Origin of the sequence: Marinilabilia sp. (assembly GCF_016278715.1) — a bacterium.
In the GTDB taxonomy this organism is placed as follows: domain Bacteria; phylum Bacteroidota; class Bacteroidia; order Bacteroidales; family Marinilabiliaceae; genus Marinilabilia.
In genome coordinates this window covers 42,149-58,503 of the sequence record NZ_JADQBH010000284.1, presented here as the reverse complement: position 1 = coordinate 58,503, position 16,355 = coordinate 42,149, and the positions used below count along the sequence as shown (strand labels likewise).

General features: G+C 42.7%; 12 protein-coding genes. 11 read left to right on the top strand and 1 reads right to left on the bottom strand.

Going from position 1 to position 16,355, the window contains the following annotated elements; all coding sequences use genetic code 11:
* Both zwf and pgl read left to right on the top strand, forming a co-directional pair.
* Positions 1 to 1,334 (top strand): glucose-6-phosphate dehydrogenase (gene zwf, locus QZZ43_RS17435; RefSeq protein WP_291861981.1); only part of this gene is annotated, 1,334 nt, incomplete at its 5' end.
* A gap of 244 nt (positions 1,335 to 1,578) precedes the next feature.
* The gene (gene pgl, locus QZZ43_RS17430) at positions 1,579 to 2,280 is read left to right on the top strand and encodes a 6-phosphogluconolactonase (RefSeq protein WP_291861979.1); all 702 of its coding nucleotides are present in this window, start codon (positions 1,579 to 1,581) and stop codon (positions 2,278 to 2,280) included.
* 112 nt (positions 2,281 to 2,392) lie between these two features.
* On the opposite strand, the gene QZZ43_RS17425 is transcribed toward pgl, so the two are convergent.
* Positions 2,393 to 6,781, bottom strand: a complete 4,389-nt coding sequence (locus QZZ43_RS17425) for a translocation/assembly module TamB domain-containing protein (protein WP_291861977.1) — start codon at positions 6,779 to 6,781, stop codon at positions 2,393 to 2,395.
* Between the two features lie 663 nt (positions 6,782 to 7,444).
* On the opposite strand from QZZ43_RS17425, the gene QZZ43_RS17420 reads away from it, so the two are divergent.
* The 9 genes from QZZ43_RS17420 (at position 7,445) to QZZ43_RS17380 (ending at position 16,336) form a co-directional block, all read left to right on the top strand.
* Positions 7,445 to 7,870 carry an ACT domain-containing protein gene (locus QZZ43_RS17420; protein WP_291861975.1) on the top strand — a complete coding sequence of 142 codons (426 nt, stop codon included), beginning with the start codon at positions 7,445 to 7,447 and terminating at the stop codon, positions 7,868 to 7,870.
* Positions 7,871 to 7,877: 7 nt separating this feature from the next.
* The gene (locus tag QZZ43_RS17415) at positions 7,878 to 9,188 is read left to right on the top strand and encodes a phenylacetate--CoA ligase family protein (protein ID WP_291861973.1); all 1,311 of its coding nucleotides are present in this window, start codon (positions 7,878 to 7,880) and stop codon (positions 9,186 to 9,188) included.
* Complete coding sequence (locus tag QZZ43_RS17410) at positions 9,185 to 10,525, top strand: pyridoxal phosphate-dependent aminotransferase (protein WP_291861972.1); 1,341 nt, start codon at positions 9,185 to 9,187, stop codon at positions 10,523 to 10,525. The genes QZZ43_RS17415 and QZZ43_RS17410 overlap by 4 nt, the downstream gene beginning before the upstream one ends.
* Before the next feature lie 165 nt (positions 10,526 to 10,690).
* Entirely contained in the window at positions 10,691 to 10,924 is a 234-nt protein-coding gene (locus QZZ43_RS17405; RefSeq protein ID WP_291861970.1) for a ferredoxin family protein, read from the top strand.
* Positions 10,925 to 10,965: 41 nt separating this feature from the next.
* Entirely contained in the window at positions 10,966 to 12,048 is a 1,083-nt protein-coding gene (locus QZZ43_RS17400; protein ID WP_291861968.1) for a 3-methyl-2-oxobutanoate dehydrogenase subunit VorB, read from the top strand.
* Between the two features lie 4 nt (positions 12,049 to 12,052).
* Positions 12,053 to 12,820: a thiamine pyrophosphate-dependent enzyme gene (locus QZZ43_RS17395; protein WP_291861966.1), complete on the top strand. Its 768-nt coding sequence runs from the start codon at positions 12,053 to 12,055 to the stop codon at positions 12,818 to 12,820.
* A 117-nt stretch (positions 12,821 to 12,937) separates the two neighbouring features.
* Positions 12,938 to 13,495 (top strand): 2-oxoacid:acceptor oxidoreductase family protein, encoded by a 558-nt coding sequence (locus QZZ43_RS17390; RefSeq protein ID WP_291861964.1) that lies wholly within the window; start codon positions 12,938 to 12,940, stop codon positions 13,493 to 13,495.
* A gap of 160 nt (positions 13,496 to 13,655) precedes the next feature.
* On the top strand, positions 13,656 to 14,027 hold the full coding sequence (locus QZZ43_RS17385; RefSeq protein ID WP_291861962.1) for a hypothetical protein: 372 nt from the start codon (positions 13,656 to 13,658) through the stop codon (positions 14,025 to 14,027).
* Between the two features lie 197 nt (positions 14,028 to 14,224).
* Entirely contained in the window at positions 14,225 to 16,336 is a 2,112-nt protein-coding gene (locus QZZ43_RS17380; RefSeq protein ID WP_291861960.1) for an amino acid permease, read from the top strand.
* The last annotated feature ends 19 nt before the right edge of the window (positions 16,337 to 16,355 follow it).

Here is a 16,355-nt window from a genome sequence, read left to right as displayed (position 1 = left end):
GGGTGAAAGAATTTTCTTCCAAAAAGGAGAGGGAGCATAACGATTTCCTGGGTCAATTATTTTATTACTCATTTAATACCAAGGATGGAGCCGAGTACGAAGGTTTCCGCAAAAGACTGGAAGAACTGGACAAGGAAGTGGGAACAGAGGCAAATTTTATTTTTTATCTGGCCACTCCTCCCAGCATGTATCCATTGGTGCCAAAATACCTGGCAGAACAGGATTTGAACAACAGTGAAAACGGTTTTCGGAGAATTATTGTGGAAAAGCCTTTTGGGTATGATCTGGAAAGTGCTCAACAATTGAATTGTGACCTGCTAAAATATTTCCATGAGGAGCAAATTTATCGGATTGACCATTATCTTGGGAAGGAAACGGTTCAAAACCTGCTGGTTACCCGTTTTTCCAACGGGATATTTGAACCCTTGTGGAATCGTAACTTTATTCATCATGTGGAAGTAACCTCCTCGGAAGATATTGGCGTTGGCAGCCGTGGTGGTTATTACGAGGATTCGGGCGCTATGCGGGACATGGTGCAGAACCATTTGTTGTTGCTGACCAGCCTGGTAGCTATGGAACCACCTACATTGGTGAATGCCGAAAGTATTCGTAACGAAATTGTGAAGGTGTTGCAGTCGCTCCGTCCCATCCCCAAGGATAAAGTAGAGGATTTTGTTATACGCGGACAATATACGGAATCAAAAGTTCGCGGAAGTGATGTTAAAAGTTACCGCAATGAGGAGGGAGTAGATCCCAAATCCCGGACAGAGACTTTTGTGGCCATGAAGTTTTTTATTGACAACTGGCGCTGGGCAGGAGTGCCCTTTTACATCAGAACCGGCAAAATGTTGCCTACCCGGGTGACGGAGATTGTTATTCATTTTCAGCCAACTCCTCATCACCTGTTTTCGGAAGATCAGGAAATCCTGAGACAACAGAATCAGTTGGTTATCAGGATTCAGCCCGACGAAGGTTTGTTGATGAAATTCGGTATGAAAGTGCCGGGTGCCGGTTTCAGGGTTCAGGATGTGAATATGGGTTTCCATTACTCCGATCTGGGCGACACATACCTCCCTTCGGCTTACGAGCGTTTGTTGTTGGATTGTATGCTTGGCGATCCAACGCTTTATTCACGCGGAGATGCCGTGGAGGCTGCCTGGAAATTTATTGACCCCATTTTGAAAGCCTGGAAAGAGAATCCCGGTATCAAAGTTCACGGATATCCCGGCGGTACATGGGGGCCCGATGTAAGTGATGATTTGATTGAAGGAAAAATGACCTGGAGATATCCATGCAAAAACCTGTCGGATGACGGATTGTATTGTGAGCTTTAAGGAGCCCTAAATTCATCATAAAGGGACTGGCAAATAGAGGGCATTGTAAACATAGCAGATGGTTAGGTTGATAGGGGTTCTGAGTTCTGGGTTCTGAGTTCTGGGTTCTGAGTTCTGAGTTGTGGGAGGGTTTGTTCTTCAGGCTTCGATGTGATTATTGCCGAACGGGGTTAGGCTGTCAGCTGTGGAGAATTTTTTCTAACCTCCAGCATTAAGAATTCTCTGAACCCAAAAATATAGCATTATGGAAACAAAGATTTTTTATTCGAAGGAGCAACTGGCTCGTTTCTTTGGCGATTATCTCTCTTCGCTGACACAGGAAAATGACCAAATTAATATTGCCCTGTCGGGAGGCAGCACACCCGAAACTATTTTCGATGTTTTATCTCAGGAATACAGGGAGACTATAAAATGGGACAGAATTCGGTTTTTCTGGGGCGATGAGCGTTGTGTACCCCCAGGTGATCCGGAGAGCAACTTTAATATGACTCATCAGCATCTCTTTTCTCTTTTGTCTGTTCCTGAGAAGAATATTTTTAGGGTAAAGGGGGAGTTACCTTCCCAGGAGGCCCTTGAAGATTATCGCGAGGTGATTGCTAAAGAGCTGCCTTCAAAGGAGGGACTTCCACTTTTTGATGTGGTACTGCTCGGAATGGGTGATGATGGACATACAGCGTCTGTTTTTCCTCACGAAATTGACCTCTGGGATTCATCAGAACTTTGTGAAATCGGAACGCACCCAACCTCCGGACAAAAGAGGATAACACTGACCGGTAAAGTGATTAATAACGCCCGCGAGATTGTTTTTCTGGTGACCGGGAAGAATAAGGCAGAGAAAGTGGATGAGATTCTTAATGAAAAGGAGGATTATCAAAAGTATCCGGCAGCACGTGTAAACAGAGACAAGAGTCTTTGGTTATTGGATCAGGAAGCAGTTATCAGTTAACGGGATTCAATTATCAGTTATCAGTTATTAGTTGCCAATTACAGGGTGGTAATTTTCGGTTTTGGGTATCACACAATAGTGTTCTCATTGATAATTGCTCATTGATAATTGCTCATTGTTCATTGTCACTCTCTTTCCCGGTTAGTGCCTGCCAGTATCTCTGTAATAAATTGATAACATGGTCGAATTCCTCTTTGAAAGAAAGTCCGATGCCCTGGGTGGTCGGAGATGTTTCGTAAATGATATCATCGTTTGAACGGGTATATGCTTTTGCCCGGATGTTTCCGCTGGGGTTGAGTTTTACATCCATATCAAAATCCCCTACCATTTTACTTGTATTGGTCTGATATCTTCCATAACCCACATTACCATTGATGCTCACGCGATTGTTAAACATTTGGGTTGACAAGGCCACCTCAATTTCCTCACTTGAGATATTATCTTCGGGTCGGTAACTGACACCTATATCTACATCATTGCTTATATTGGAAAGCCAGCGGCTTAGTTGGTTCGAGAGCATCTCTGTGGTGGTGACCAGGGCGGCGTTGTTGGTTTGGAGTCCGGCGTCGCTGCCCATACGCATGTATTCGGGAGTGTAAAAACGATTCAAAACCAGCAATGACAGGACCTGCCTGTTCATTTCGTCTTCCGTGGAGATGAAATCAAGCATGTAGCTTTCCCGGCTTTCAGTAAGCGTAGGTGCTTCCAGTCCGAATTTGATCCCTGGTTTTTCCAGAGGGCCATTGAGCATCAGATTACAATTGATAGGGATGCGTCGCTGGAGGTCGCTGCTTTCTTCACCTGAAGAGCCATTACCCATGGGACCTACCAAATCGGAAAGAGAGGCTTTTACTTTGTAAACTGCAGTGAGATCAATTTTCGCATCGTAGGGTGCCCCCTGCCATGAAACCACTCCCCCTTTATTGATGGCAAATTTCTTGTTTACAAGGTTTTGCAGGGAGAAAAGATACTCTCCACGGTCAATAATGTAATCGCCAAAAAAACTAATATTCCCCTGTCGGTCGATTTGAATCTGAATATTGCCATCACCTGATGCACTAAGCAAATCTCCCAGAGTGGAATCAAAGATAATTTCTATGCGGGCTTGAGGCGTTACATCAATTTCCATATTTAGTGCCAGGCCTGAAAGGTCCACTTGGTATTCCTCTGAACCCGAATTAACCCTGATTTGTTGGTTGTCTCCCTCTTTGCCAATAAACTGGATGAAGTTACTTTGTACCGCCTCTTCCTTGTTGGCCATTGGTATAAAGAATCTGGTGTTCTCCAATGTTTCACCCTCTATGTTCAATTCAATGGTTCGGGTGGTTCCTGTTACCATTAGCTGGCCATTGGCATAAACAGTTCCGTAATAATAGGGACTGTCTTTAATCTTTGTGTCCAGTACCAGCATTTTATTTACATCCATTTGCAGGTTGTAAACCATATTGGTAAAATTATCGTGATAGATGGAGCCTTTGAAATTCCCTTTTTTGCCATGGCGGTCTTTTAAGGTAAGGTCGCGAAACCTGATTTCGTTTGGATAAAACCACACCGAATCACTAATTTCATAACTTGTCTGAAGCAGATCCACATCAAACTCCCCTTCATCTAAATTTATTTTTCCGGAGAGAAGCGGCTTGGTTAGCTGTCCGGTTAGAAATAAATTGCCCGAGGCAGTGCCGTTCAAATCCTGGATGATATTGCTGATGAAGGTGTTAACAAAATTGATTTCAAAGTGGTCGAGTTTCACGCCAATATTCATCTTGTTTTCTGAAGGGTTGATATAGCCTTCCCCAATCAGCGGTTGCCGATCTTCTTGCATTAGAGAGGTGTTGACTTCCAGCACATCTTTTTCCGAATTCCATCGTGAACCCAGGGTGAAAAAGCCCATTGTATCGGTATTAAAGCTAAATTGATCGATGGAAAAGTTTGCTGTCCATAGGGGGGTGCGATAAAAATTTTTAAGTTCTATGCTGCCATCAGCTGTTCCTCCAAATCTATGTTTTAGCTGACTGTTTTTTCCAAGAAATTGTGCAAGGTCAATATTGTCCATTTCCAATCGTAACCCATCCATCGATTTTTTGTGCAAAAAGCCATTGAGGGCAAGTCGCTGACCGGAATGGTCGATTTCAAGCCCCTGAATACTGAAGGAAACGGGGGTGATAAACCCGTGGGCTTCACTGATATTCCAGACAGAATCACGTAAAATAACGGTTGATGGCCCAAGTCGGATGTCTGAATAGAACTTCTTATTTTTGTCTCTTCTGAAAGCAGTTGTGGTATATATTGCTCCGCTATTGGTGACTTCATCCCAGTTGTTCCAGAATAAATTGACGCCAAGGGTGTCTTTGGAGGCCTTATTGTGCATGGAAAAGTTATAGAGCGCAATAGTATTGTCTCTTTCTATTTTTGATGTTCTCAAAATAACTTCCAGATTGTTTTTTTCAAGAGTATTGGCATGAAACTCAATATCGTCTACCGAAATGCCCTTGTATCCTATTTTTTCAAAATTAGCATCAATGATCAGGATTTTGTTTTCCGAATCAACCCTTCCTTTTAAAGTCCCGGACGATGCTGCTTCAAGGCCGGGCAGAATAATGGCAGCAGCCCTGTCGAAACCATTGAAGTTGAAATTGAAATCAAACTTATTCTCCGGCAGGTCTCTGCCTGGTTCTCTGTTGGTAAGTGAGGGCAGATAATGAGAAGCCATGTCGAGAAATGATTGCCTGAATTTCGAAAAATTGTAATGCCCTGAAATTTCTCCCTCAATAAAGTCTGAAGTGAGTTCTATTTTCTTTACGGCTCCTTTCTGATATGCATGAAGGGATAATGAATCCAGTGAGAGCGATGTTTTTGGGGTGTATATCAGGCCTTCCGTAATGTCTATTTTACCAGATAAATTATCGATATTGTCTCCTTTGAAATTGGCACCTGCCGAAAGGGTGACTACTGCATTCTTCATGGAAGGAACGAGGTTGAGCCTGTCGGGCAACACATTTTCCAGTTCGGCACGAAATTGAAAGACCGGAGTTTTTCCTGAGGCATCAATCTCACCGTTAAAGCGAAAAATTCCGTTGGGATCCAGCATTTCCACCGAACCGTCGAAGCGCTGGTAGGTAAATAATCCATTAATGTTTATATCCTGATAGATGTATTCGTTCCACTCAAAAGAGTTGATGTCTCCCATCAAATAGGCAAAATAACTTTTTCGGTTTTTCCAGAATCCGTTAAGTTCAATATCCATACTCAGATTTCCCGGATTATTCTTGTTGCTGAAAGCTCTTCCTGTCTGAAAATCTCTGGTAGAGAGGGATCCGCTGAAAGATATGCCCTCTTCTTTACTGAATTTGACTCCTATATCTGTACTCAGAGAGCCAAATTCGGTGTCGAAAGTACCAAAAGCTACCATGTCGCTAAAAAATCCGGTGAGGTTGCCGGTGTAGTGAATCATGCCGAGGTTTTCCAGAAACGCAGGAGGATCTTGTGACTTTTTGCTGAACTTTAATATATCATCTGAAGTGGTTTGAAGTTGCTCAATCGTCATAAAAATGAAGGTTTCCCTGAAATTACTGAGGTCTGTCAGGTCGAAAGAGGTTTTCAATCGGGTGCGACGTCCCAGGGAGAGCACAATATTACGTCCTTTAATGTTTTTCAGAGATCCGGAAATTTCGCCTGAGAGAACCAACGGATTGTCGGGAACAGGAATGCCGTGGAAGTATAGCGCCAACTCTTTTGGGGAGATGAGTAGTTTATCCAGTTCGGTGTGAAATCGTTGTTCGGCTGAGGGCCCCGTTTCTTTAGGATTTCTGGTGAACTCCAGTTTTTTTATGCTCAAATCAGATTTGTCGGTGGTAAGAAAGATATCCTGAATGCTGATTTTATCTTCCCTGATTTTTCCTTCTGCTCCTGCACCTGTTATTTTCAAGCCGGTTTTCTCCACAAGACTCAGGTTTTCCAATTTAAAATTAAGAGAGTCATTGACATTGGAGGTTCTGGTGGCACTTAGATTAAGTTCCGAAAACTCGAGTGCATCAATTTTGAAAGATTCATTCTGGAATATGCTGTTGGATAAGGTTATCCTTCCATTTTCGATGTCCACTCCCCGAACTGAATAATGCCACTTTACAGTATCTGGCTTGTTTTTTTTCAGGGAATCCAACAAAAAGGTGAAATTCATCGCTTCTCCTTCTTGTTTCAAATTCAAATTTGGTGAGGTGAGCTTCACCCGTCCAAGAAATATGTGTTTTTTGAAGAATGAGAAATAATCAATCTCTGAGTGTACTTCCGGAGCAAACATGAGAGTATCGTTATGGAGATCGCGCACCAGGAGGTCTTTAATGCGAATTCCTGAAAATGGCAATGCCTGAATGCGTCCGATGGATATTTCTGTGTTCAGGTCATGGCTCAAACGATTGGTGACACTGGTAACGACACGGGTTTGCACCCCCGGCAACATGAAAATGATGGAGCCTAGGAGCGGTAATCCGATGATTACAAGCAACAGGATGTAAACTATTTTATTGAAACTCTTGATGTCCGTCGCGGTTTTATGGTGAATCGTTTTGCCGGATTAGGAAGGGGTGGAATCAAAACGTAATAAATTCATGTTTTAAATGTCAATACTCCGTTAATTTGTTGTAAATACCTGATTACAACTTATTTTCAAGGAAGCAAGAGTTGAATGCAACTCTCCGATAATTAAAAACCTTGCGGCTTTATACCTCTGCGTTTAGGCCTTTTTTTAACGGACTATTGATATGTTCTTATGCAAAAATAGTGCAAACCTGTTAAGTTTTCTAATAAATAAGAGGTTAGATTGAAAAAAAATATCGAACATGATTTGACTCCGGTTGTAGCAGTGAATACAGCATTTTTTCCCGGGCCTCCTTCTCCATTCCCTCTGTGCCCCATGCTCCATGTCTTCTGTTCAAATAAATTTGGTTTCAAATAAAATAAAGTTGTTAAAAATTTGTAATTTTCCGTCGTTTTAACCTACCTGGTCAATTCATCGCCTCCGTCACGATGTTCAATTATTCGTGTAACGCAGGTTTTTCAGTGATATTTGCATTTAATCAGATTCTATCATTGATTCCTTATATTTCTGAACCGGGGTTATTGAAAATCGGTCAGCGATGAATTCAACAGGTCCTAAAAAGTCAATGTTATGATAATCGAACAACTGTCGGTGTTTCTGGAAAATCGTTCAGGACGATTGCACGAAGTGTTTGAGATACTTGGAAATGCAAATATTAACGTCTCTGCATGTAGTCTGGCTGATACTTCCGAATTCGGTATTTTGCGATTAATACCATCCGATCCTTCTAAAGCCAGGGAAATTCTGAAAAAGAATCTTTTTTCGGTCAATGTCAGTGAGGTGATTTCATTCGCTGCTCCAAATTCTCCCGGAGCATTGTCCAGAGCTTTGAAAATTCTTGCAGATGCCAATATTGGAATTGAATATCTCTATGGTTTTTCTCCGGACGACAAATCTTTTATTGTTGTATGTCCCGATGATGCAAAAAAAGCTGTGGAAGAGTTTCAAAAACACGAGATGGAGCTGATTTCGGCAAGTGACCTCTACAAATTTTAAAAATCTTATGGAAATATCGATTTGGAACCGGCATTTTGAAACAATGCCGAGAGAGCAAATGAAAAATGTTCAGAGTGAGCGTTTAAGAGAGGCTGTTGAGCGGGTTTATTATAATGTGCCTTACTATCGTGCCAAGATGCAGGAGCAGGGAATTGGACCGGAGCATATTCAGTCACTGGAGGATTTAAAACTATTGCCCTTTACCACCAAGCAGGATTTGCGCGACAATTATCCGTTCGGACTTTTTGCTTTGCCCATGAGTGAAATTATCCGCCTTCATGCCAGTTCCGGAACCACCGGACGACCCACTGTGGTTGGTTATTCGCGTAGAGATATAGCGGTATGGTCGGAGGTAATGGCGCGTACACTTACTGCCGCAGGGGTTACCAATAACGATTTTATCCAGATTGCTTACGGTTACGGTCTATTCACTGGCGGATTGGGGCTTCATTATGGTGGCGAAAAAGTTGGAGCCTCTGTAATTCCAATTTCAGGAGGGAATACACGGAAACAGTTACAATTGATGAATGACTTTGGCTCAACGGTTCTTGCCTGTACGCCATCGTATGCATCTTATCTTGCCGAAGCGATTGATGAAAGCGAAATTGATCGTGCGGATCTGAAACTCAGAGTTGGGATTTTTGGTGCTGAGCCCTGGACGGATAACATGCGTAAGGAAATAGAGAAGAAACTAAAGATTAAAGCTTTTGATATTTACGGATTGAGTGAAATAATTGGTCCCGGGGTTTCTTTTGACTGTGAATATCAAAATGGTCTTCACATTAATGAAGATCACTTTATCCCTGAAATTATTGATCCGGAAACATTGGAGGTGCTGCCTGCGGGTGAACTGGGTGAACTGGTCTTTACCACCGTTACTAAGGAGGGGTTGCCTATTATTCGCTATCGTACACGCGATCTTACCCGGTTACACACCGGTATCTGTAAATGTGGCAGAACGCTTGTCCGAATGGAGAAATGTACCGGAAGAAGTGATGATATGCTTATCATCCGGGGCGTGAACTTATTCCCTTCACAAATTGAAAGCGTGTTGCTTGAAATGGATGAAACCACGCCTCACTATCTGTTAGTGGTGGATCGGGTTAATAATTTGGATACGCTTGAATTGCATGTGGAGGTGGAAGACCGTTTTTATCAGGATAAAATCAGTGAACTTCAAAATCTTGGAAAAAAGATAAAGAACCAGATTGAAAGCACCATTGGATTGAGTGTGAATGTGAAACTGGTGGAGCCCAAGACTATTGAGCGAAGTGAAGGAAAAGCCAAAAGAGTTATTGATAAAAGGAAATTAAAATGACACAAAACAGTCTTTTCCCCATCTCAGAGAATGTAATGCAGAAACTCCGTAAAGAGTTGGGAGTTAAAAGTCTGTCTTTTTGTACCATCAGGCAGATAGTGCAGTTGGTTAACCGGTTGCAGGAATTCAGTGGGGAATCATTTATACGTACAGAAATGGGCGTTCCGGGGCTCAAAGCTCCAAAAGAAGGGGTGTTGGCAGAAATAGCGGCCCTGAATGAGGGCGTGGCATCAGTTTATCCCCCTATTGAAGGGCGGCGGGAGCTGAGAACTGAACTCTCGCGGTTTGTTAAACTTTTTCTGGATGTGGAGATAAGTCCCAACTCCTGTGTGCCGACAGTTGGTTCCATGCAATCGTCGTTTGTCACTTTTATGGTTGCCAATAAGCGTGACAAAAAAAAGGACACCACCCTGTTTATTGACCCCGGATTTCCGGTTCATAAGCGACAGATTGCGGTGCAGGGCATGAAATATGAGAGTTTTGATATTTACAATTATCGTGGTGATAAGCTCCGGGATAAGCTGGAAAGCTATCTGGAAAAAGGAAATATCAGCACTTTTCTCTATTCCAATCCCAACAATCCGGCATGGATCTGTTTTACCGATAAAGAATTGAAAATAATCGGAGAGCTTGCCAATCAATATGATGTGATTGTGATGGAGGATTTGGCCTATTTCGGAATGGATTTTCGCCACAATTACGGAGCACCCGGAAAACCTCCGCACCAGCCCACTGTTGCCCGATATACTGATAATTATGTGTTACTTTTTTCAAGTTCCAAAATTTTCAGCTATGCCGGTCAGCGCATAGGGAGTTTGCTGATTTCAGACACCTTGTTTAATAAATCTTATCCTGATTTGGGTGCCGTTTTCAATTCGGACCGCTTTGGAACGGCCATTCTACAGGATGCCCTCTATTCCACGACTGCGGGCACGGCTCATTCGGCGCAGGTTGGTCTTACTGCTTTACTGAAAGCAGTGAATGATGGTGATTTTGATTTCCGGAGTTATGTCAAGGAATATGGTGATCGGGCGGGAATAATGAAGAAGCATTTTTTGAACAATGGATTTAAGTTGGTGTACGATAAGGATGAAGAACACGATGTGGCAGATGGTTTCTATTTTACAGTCAGTTACCCGGGAATGACGGGAGAAGAGCTGCTTGGGCAGTTGTTGAGATTTGGAATCAGTGCCATAACACTCGACACCACAGGTAGTTCCAGAAGTGAAGGGCTGAGAATTTGTGTCTCCCATACGCCATTGGACAGAATGGATGAACTAGGACGCAGATTACAGCACTTTTCAGCCGTTAATACTCCGGGTGCTAGGGCAATATAGAATGCATATAAACTAGAATCTTAACTCTCTGATTTTCGTTAAGCTTACAAATTGTAATTCATTATATTCGCTTTGTTTATAGGAAATAATGACGAGAATCATGAAGGTTAATTACAATTTTTCTCTAAATTCGTAATATAGTTTAAAGAAAAAACAAATTTTGTTATGGCAAAAATGATAGGAGCAATAGAGGTGGACATTGAGACTTGCAAAGGTTGTTCGCTTTGCGTCGAAGCCTGCCCGACAAGTGTAATAGCCCTGGCAGATGAGGTGAACGGTAAGGGGTATAATTATGCATTTATGGCAAATCCTGATGCTTGCAACGGATGTACCAATTGCGCATTGGTTTGTCCGGATAGTTGTATTACAGTTTATCGTAAAAAAGTTGAAATGGCCTGATTTTTTATCAATCCGGTCAGAATCACAGAAATAATAAACAAATGAGTGAACTAAGGTTAATGAAAGGCAATGAAGCCATTGCCGAAGCAGCAATTCGTTGTGGCGCGGACGGTTATTTCGGGTATCCCATTACACCCCAGTCGGAGGTGATGGAAAGACTAATGGAATTGCGTCCGTGGGAATCAACCGGAATGGTTGTTCTTCAGGCCGAGAGTGAAGTTGCCTCAATTAATATGTTGTATGGCGGTGCCGGATGCGGGAAACGAGTGATGACATCTTCTTCCAGTCCGGGTATCAGCCTCATGCAGGAAGGATTATCGTATATGGCGGGGGCTGAGTTGCCCTGTCTGGTGGTCAATGTGGTACGAGGAGGTCCGGGGCTTGGTACTATCCAGCCTTCCCAGTCCGATTATTTTCAATCGGTAAAAGGTGGCGGGCATGGCGATTACAAGCTAATTGTTCTGGCTCCTGCCTCTGTACAGGAAATGGCCGATTTTGTAGAACTTGGTTTTGATCTTGCCTTTAAATATCGTAATCCTGCCTTGATTTTGTCTGACGGAATGATTGGACAAATGATGGAAAAGGTTGAGTTGAAACCTCAGCAGAAGCGCTGGACGGATGAAGAGGTTGAGAAAATGCATCCCTGGGCTACTACCGGAAAGCCGGCTTCCCGCGACTACAATATCATTACATCCGTAGAGCTGGATTCTGAGGCTCATGAGGTTTTCAATAATAAGCTTCAGGTAAAGTACCGGGAGATGGAAGAGAAAGAAGTGCGGTTCGAAACTACCGATGTTGAAGATGCAGAATACCTGATTGTTGCCTATGGCAGCAGCGCCCGTATTTCGGCAGCAGCTATTGAAATTCTTCGGGACAAAGGTATTAAAGTTGGTCTTCTGCGCCCCATTACCCTGTATCCGTTTCCTACCAAAGAAATTCAGAGACTGGGTGCAAAAATGAAGGGTATTCTGTCGGTTGAGATGAGTAGCGGGCAAATGGTGGAAGATGTCCGACTTGCTATTGAAGGAAAAGTAAAGGTTGAGCATTTTGGTCGCTATGGCGGAGTAATTCCTTCGCCTGATGAGGTTGCTGATGCTCTGGAACAAAAACTGATTGGAGGATAAGATTATGTCGGTATTAATTGAAGATATAAAAAAAGCGGAGAACCTGGTTCATAAAAAAAGCAGTGTTCTAACTGATAAGGTGATGCATTACTGCCCGGGTTGCAGCCATGGCGTTGTTCATAAACTGCTGGCCGAAGTCATCGAGGAAATGGGTATCCAGGACAAAACTATTGGTGTTGCTCCGGTGGGATGTTCTGTTTTTATCTATAACTATCTTGCTATCGATTGGCAGGAAGCTGCCCACGGACGTGCACCTGCTCTGGGAACAGCCATTTCCAGGTTACGTCCAGATCGGTTTGTGGTGACTTATCAGGGCGATGGTGACCTGGCGGCCATTGGTACCGCGGAAACTATACATGCCTGTAACCGTGGTGAAAACATGGTGATGATTTTCATTAACAATGGTATTTACGGGATGACTGGTGGTCAGATGGCTCCAACTACTCTTGAGGGTATGAAGGCATCAACCTGTCCTTTTGGGAGGGATCCCCAAACCGATGGTAATCCGTTGAAAATAACGGAAATTGTTGCTCAGTTGCCCGGGACTAACTTTGTTACCCGTCAGGCTGTTCATTCTGCTGCTGCGGTAAGACGGACTAAAAAGGCTATCCGGAAAGCTTTCGAAAAGCAAAAAGAGAAAACCGGGACTTCGTTTGTTGAAGTGGTTTCTACCTGTAGTTCGGGCTGGAAAATGAATCCTGTGGATTCCAATAACTGGATGGAAGAAAATATGTTCCCGTTTTATCCACTTGGTGATATAAAAGACGTTTAAAAATACCGGTCAATAAACCGGTGAAATGTTTAACAAGACATTTGTGAATTCAAAAATTTCATTCTCAAAATTAAAATGTGAGATGCGAGTGTTTGAATGCACAAAAAAAAGTTTGTTATGAAGGAAGAAATAATAATTGCAGGTTTTGGCGGTCAGGGTGTCCTGTCGATGGGTAAAATTCTTGCATACTCTGGGGTAATGCAAGGCCAGGAAGTTTCCTGGATGCCCTCCTATGGACCTGAAATGCGGGGTGGCACAGCCAATGTTACCGTGGTTTTGAGTGACAATCGCATAAGTTCGCCCATTCTTCACGCTTTTGATACGGCGATCATTCTTAACCAGCAGTCGATGGACAAGTTCGAACCATTGGTGAAACCCGGTGGTCTGTTGCTCTACGATCCCAATGGTATTACCCGCCATCCGGAAAGGAAAGATATCAATATTTTTATGATTGAAGCTGCGGAAGAGGCGGCACAGATGAAGTCCGCAAAAACTTTTAATATGATTGTGCTGGGGGCTTTCCTGAAGTTGAAACCTGTGATGAAAATGGAAAATGTACTCCTGGGATTGAAAAAATCACTTCCCGAAAGACACCACCATCTGATACCGATGAATGAAAAGGCGATCAAGCGTGGATTGGAAATTGTGAAAGAGGTATCGGTGGTTAATGTTTAAGTTGCAAGATTTATTGTAACCGGACATAGATTGATCGTTTACACGGGCAATGCGGAGCTGGCAAATTTTTTTTGTTCGCTTCGCATTGCCTGTTTTTTTTCTGACAATAATGAAAAAAACTGTATCTTATGTAAGCAAAAATCACCATAAATCTGTCGCTATGAAGGAGGGTAAAATACACCTTATAGACCTTGATTTTGAATATAAAATGTGGAAAAACCATATTGAATGGTTTCTTCGTGACTTTAAAATCATCAGGGAGCGTAACCATGAAATCGCAGGCGGAAAGGGCAAAAAAGAACTTAATGCTGTTGAAGAGATGATTCTTGATGAATGGGAAGAGCAATTAAAAAAGATGATGGGACGAATCAAAACACAGGAGCAGGAACTTCAATATTACAACAAAGATTTTCCGATTACTCCGGATCATCAATATTTTCAGGAACATTTCGATCTTAGGCAAAGGATGGAAAAACTTTCCAATAATGTTATTGCCAAAATCTCTGATTTGATAAAAGAATTGAGTGTATAATCCGAATTTGTGTTAATTGAGCGAATCCGGTTCAATATTGTAATGAGCGTTGAGAAATACAATTCTTTTAATCATTAAACTCTACACTTATATTTTGGGATCGGGGTTCTGTTGATTATGGTGATGAACAAAATATTTTTCATTTGGACGGAGAACAATAAAGCACTTTTAGTGGTTTAACGCATTAAACAATATACATGGAAGGGAAAAGGAAATTAACAAAAGAGTTGGGACTGTTTGATGTCTTTGCCATCAGTACCGGTGCTATGTTTAGTTCCGGTTTTTTTCTTTTGCCCGGCCTGGCTTCACAGTACACCGGTCCCTCTGTTTTTGTTGCTTATCTTGTTTCCGGATTGCTCATTTTACCTGCCATGTTTAGTATGGCCGAGATTGCCACAGCACTTCCACGTGCCGGTGGAGCTTACTTTTTTCTTGATCGTAGTCTTGGCCCGTTGATGGGAACCATCGGAGGACTGGGAACCTATCTTTCACTGGTTTTTAAAACAGCTTTTGCCATTATTGGTATCGGTGCTTATGCCGCAATTTTTTGGGATGTCCCGGTTCAATTGGTGGCTGTTGCAGCAACTATGGTGTTTACCGGACTGAACCTGATAGGGGCTAAGAAAACTTCCGGGCTTCAGAACTTTTTTATTATTTTTCTTCTGGTTGTTTTAGGTGGTTTTATTTTTGATGGATTATACACCGTTTTTTTTACTGAAAGAATCGATGGCCCGTCAACCAATGAGCATTTCACCCCGTTTTTCACGAATGGAATAGAAGGAATTATCACCACGGCTGGTTTTGTTTTTGTGTCCTATCTTGGGTTGACCAAAGTAGCCAGTGTTGCTGAAGAGATCAAGAATCCCGAGCGAAATATTCCTCTTGGGATGTTGCTTTCTCTGGTCATTACCAGTGTCATCTATTTTCTGGGAGTTTTTGTGATGGTAGCATTGATCGACCCGGCCGATTTCGCCAATGAACTGGCCCCGGCTGCTACTGCTGCCAAACAACTATTTAAATGGATGCCGGGTCAGACCGGAACTTATCTGATGGTAGGAGCTGCCATGGCTGCCTTTGCTTCAACCGGAAATGCAGGATTGCTTTCGTCTTCTAGGTATCCCTTTGCCATGGCCCGGGACAAGCTTTTTCCTCCACGGTTTGCGAAGGTGGGGAATTCAGGCACTCCTGTTTTGTCTATTTTATTTACTTCTGCGCTGGTATTATTTCTGATATTGGTGGTTTCGGAAGAAGGAATTGCCAAACTTGCCAGTGCTTTTCAGCTTTTTATTTTCCTGCTGATCAATTTTGCGGTCATTGTTTTCCGAAAAAGTAATATTGATTCTTATGATCCGGGATATAAATCACCCTTGTATCCGGGGATGCAGATTGCCGGTATTTTTGTATCCCTGGTGCTGATTGTTTATATGGGATGGACAGCCGTTCTGTTCAGTGGTATTGTCACGCTGATTTCGTTTTTGTGGTATTACTACTATGCCCGTGAAAAAGTTAAAAGGGAGGGAGCAATATTCCATTGGTTTGCGCTTTTGGGTAAGTATCAATACTCAGAGCTGGAGAATGAGTTTATGACCATCCTGAAAGAAAAGGGTCTCCGGCAGGGTGATCCATTCGATGAAACAATAACAAGAGCCCGGATAACCAACCTGGATAAGGATATGGAGTTTGATGAGTTGGTGTCACAAGTGGCTGAAGTTTTTTCCACCGAGATGCATGCCAGTAAAGAGACTCTTGTCAATGAATTTCTTACGACTTCGGCGATTGAGCCGGCGCTGATTATTCCTGAGGTGTCTATCTTATACGCTAAAAGTGAGGGGGTAGACCATCCCTCGCTGCATATTGTTTTATCGAGTCGTGGCGTTCGCAAACCTGTTGGCAAGGGAGGTATTTCGTCAGAAGATTACATTAAAATTTTCTTTTTCCTGGTAAATCCGCCAAGTGATTCACGACAACAATTGCGTATGCTTTCCCGACTGGTGGATGTTATTGAGCGCGATGAGTTTGTTGAAGAGATGTTTGACCATAAGAGCCATCGAAAAATAAAAGAATATCTGTTACACAACGAAAGGTTCTTCACCGTGAGGTTGCTGCCTCAGTCTGCTCAGTTCGAGCTGGTTGGAAAGAAGCTGAAAGAGATTAAACTTCCTCCTGATGTGCTGGTAGCCCTTGTTGAGCGTGATTCAGAAACATTTGCTCCTCATGGTGATACTGTTTTGCAGGAACATGATGCCCTGACACTGATTGGAGAACCCAAATCAATTGCACAATTGTTTGATAAATATCTGAAGCAATAATAATTGAATGCAGGTTAAG

Bases quoted from the DNA above. Each gene is read 5' to 3' on its own strand.
- pgl (WP_291861979.1), top strand. From the start codon at position 1,579: ATGGAAACAAAGATTTTTTATTCGAAGGAGCAACTGGCTCGTTTCTTT.
- QZZ43_RS17420 (WP_291861975.1), top strand. From the start codon at position 7,445: ATGATAATCGAACAACTGTCGGTGTTTCTGGAAAATCGTTCAGGACGA.
- QZZ43_RS17415 (WP_291861973.1), top strand. From the start codon at position 7,878: ATGGAAATATCGATTTGGAACCGGCATTTTGAAACAATGCCGAGAGAG.
- QZZ43_RS17410 (WP_291861972.1), top strand. From the start codon at position 9,185: ATGACACAAAACAGTCTTTTCCCCATCTCAGAGAATGTAATGCAGAAA.
- QZZ43_RS17405 (WP_291861970.1), top strand. From the start codon at position 10,691: ATGGCAAAAATGATAGGAGCAATAGAGGTGGACATTGAGACTTGCAAA.
- QZZ43_RS17400 (WP_291861968.1), top strand. From the start codon at position 10,966: ATGAGTGAACTAAGGTTAATGAAAGGCAATGAAGCCATTGCCGAAGCA.
- QZZ43_RS17395 (WP_291861966.1), top strand. From the start codon at position 12,053: ATGTCGGTATTAATTGAAGATATAAAAAAAGCGGAGAACCTGGTTCAT.
- QZZ43_RS17390 (WP_291861964.1), top strand. From the start codon at position 12,938: ATGAAGGAAGAAATAATAATTGCAGGTTTTGGCGGTCAGGGTGTCCTG.
- QZZ43_RS17385 (WP_291861962.1), top strand. From the start codon at position 13,656: ATGAAGGAGGGTAAAATACACCTTATAGACCTTGATTTTGAATATAAA.
- QZZ43_RS17380 (WP_291861960.1), top strand. From the start codon at position 14,225: ATGGAAGGGAAAAGGAAATTAACAAAAGAGTTGGGACTGTTTGATGTC.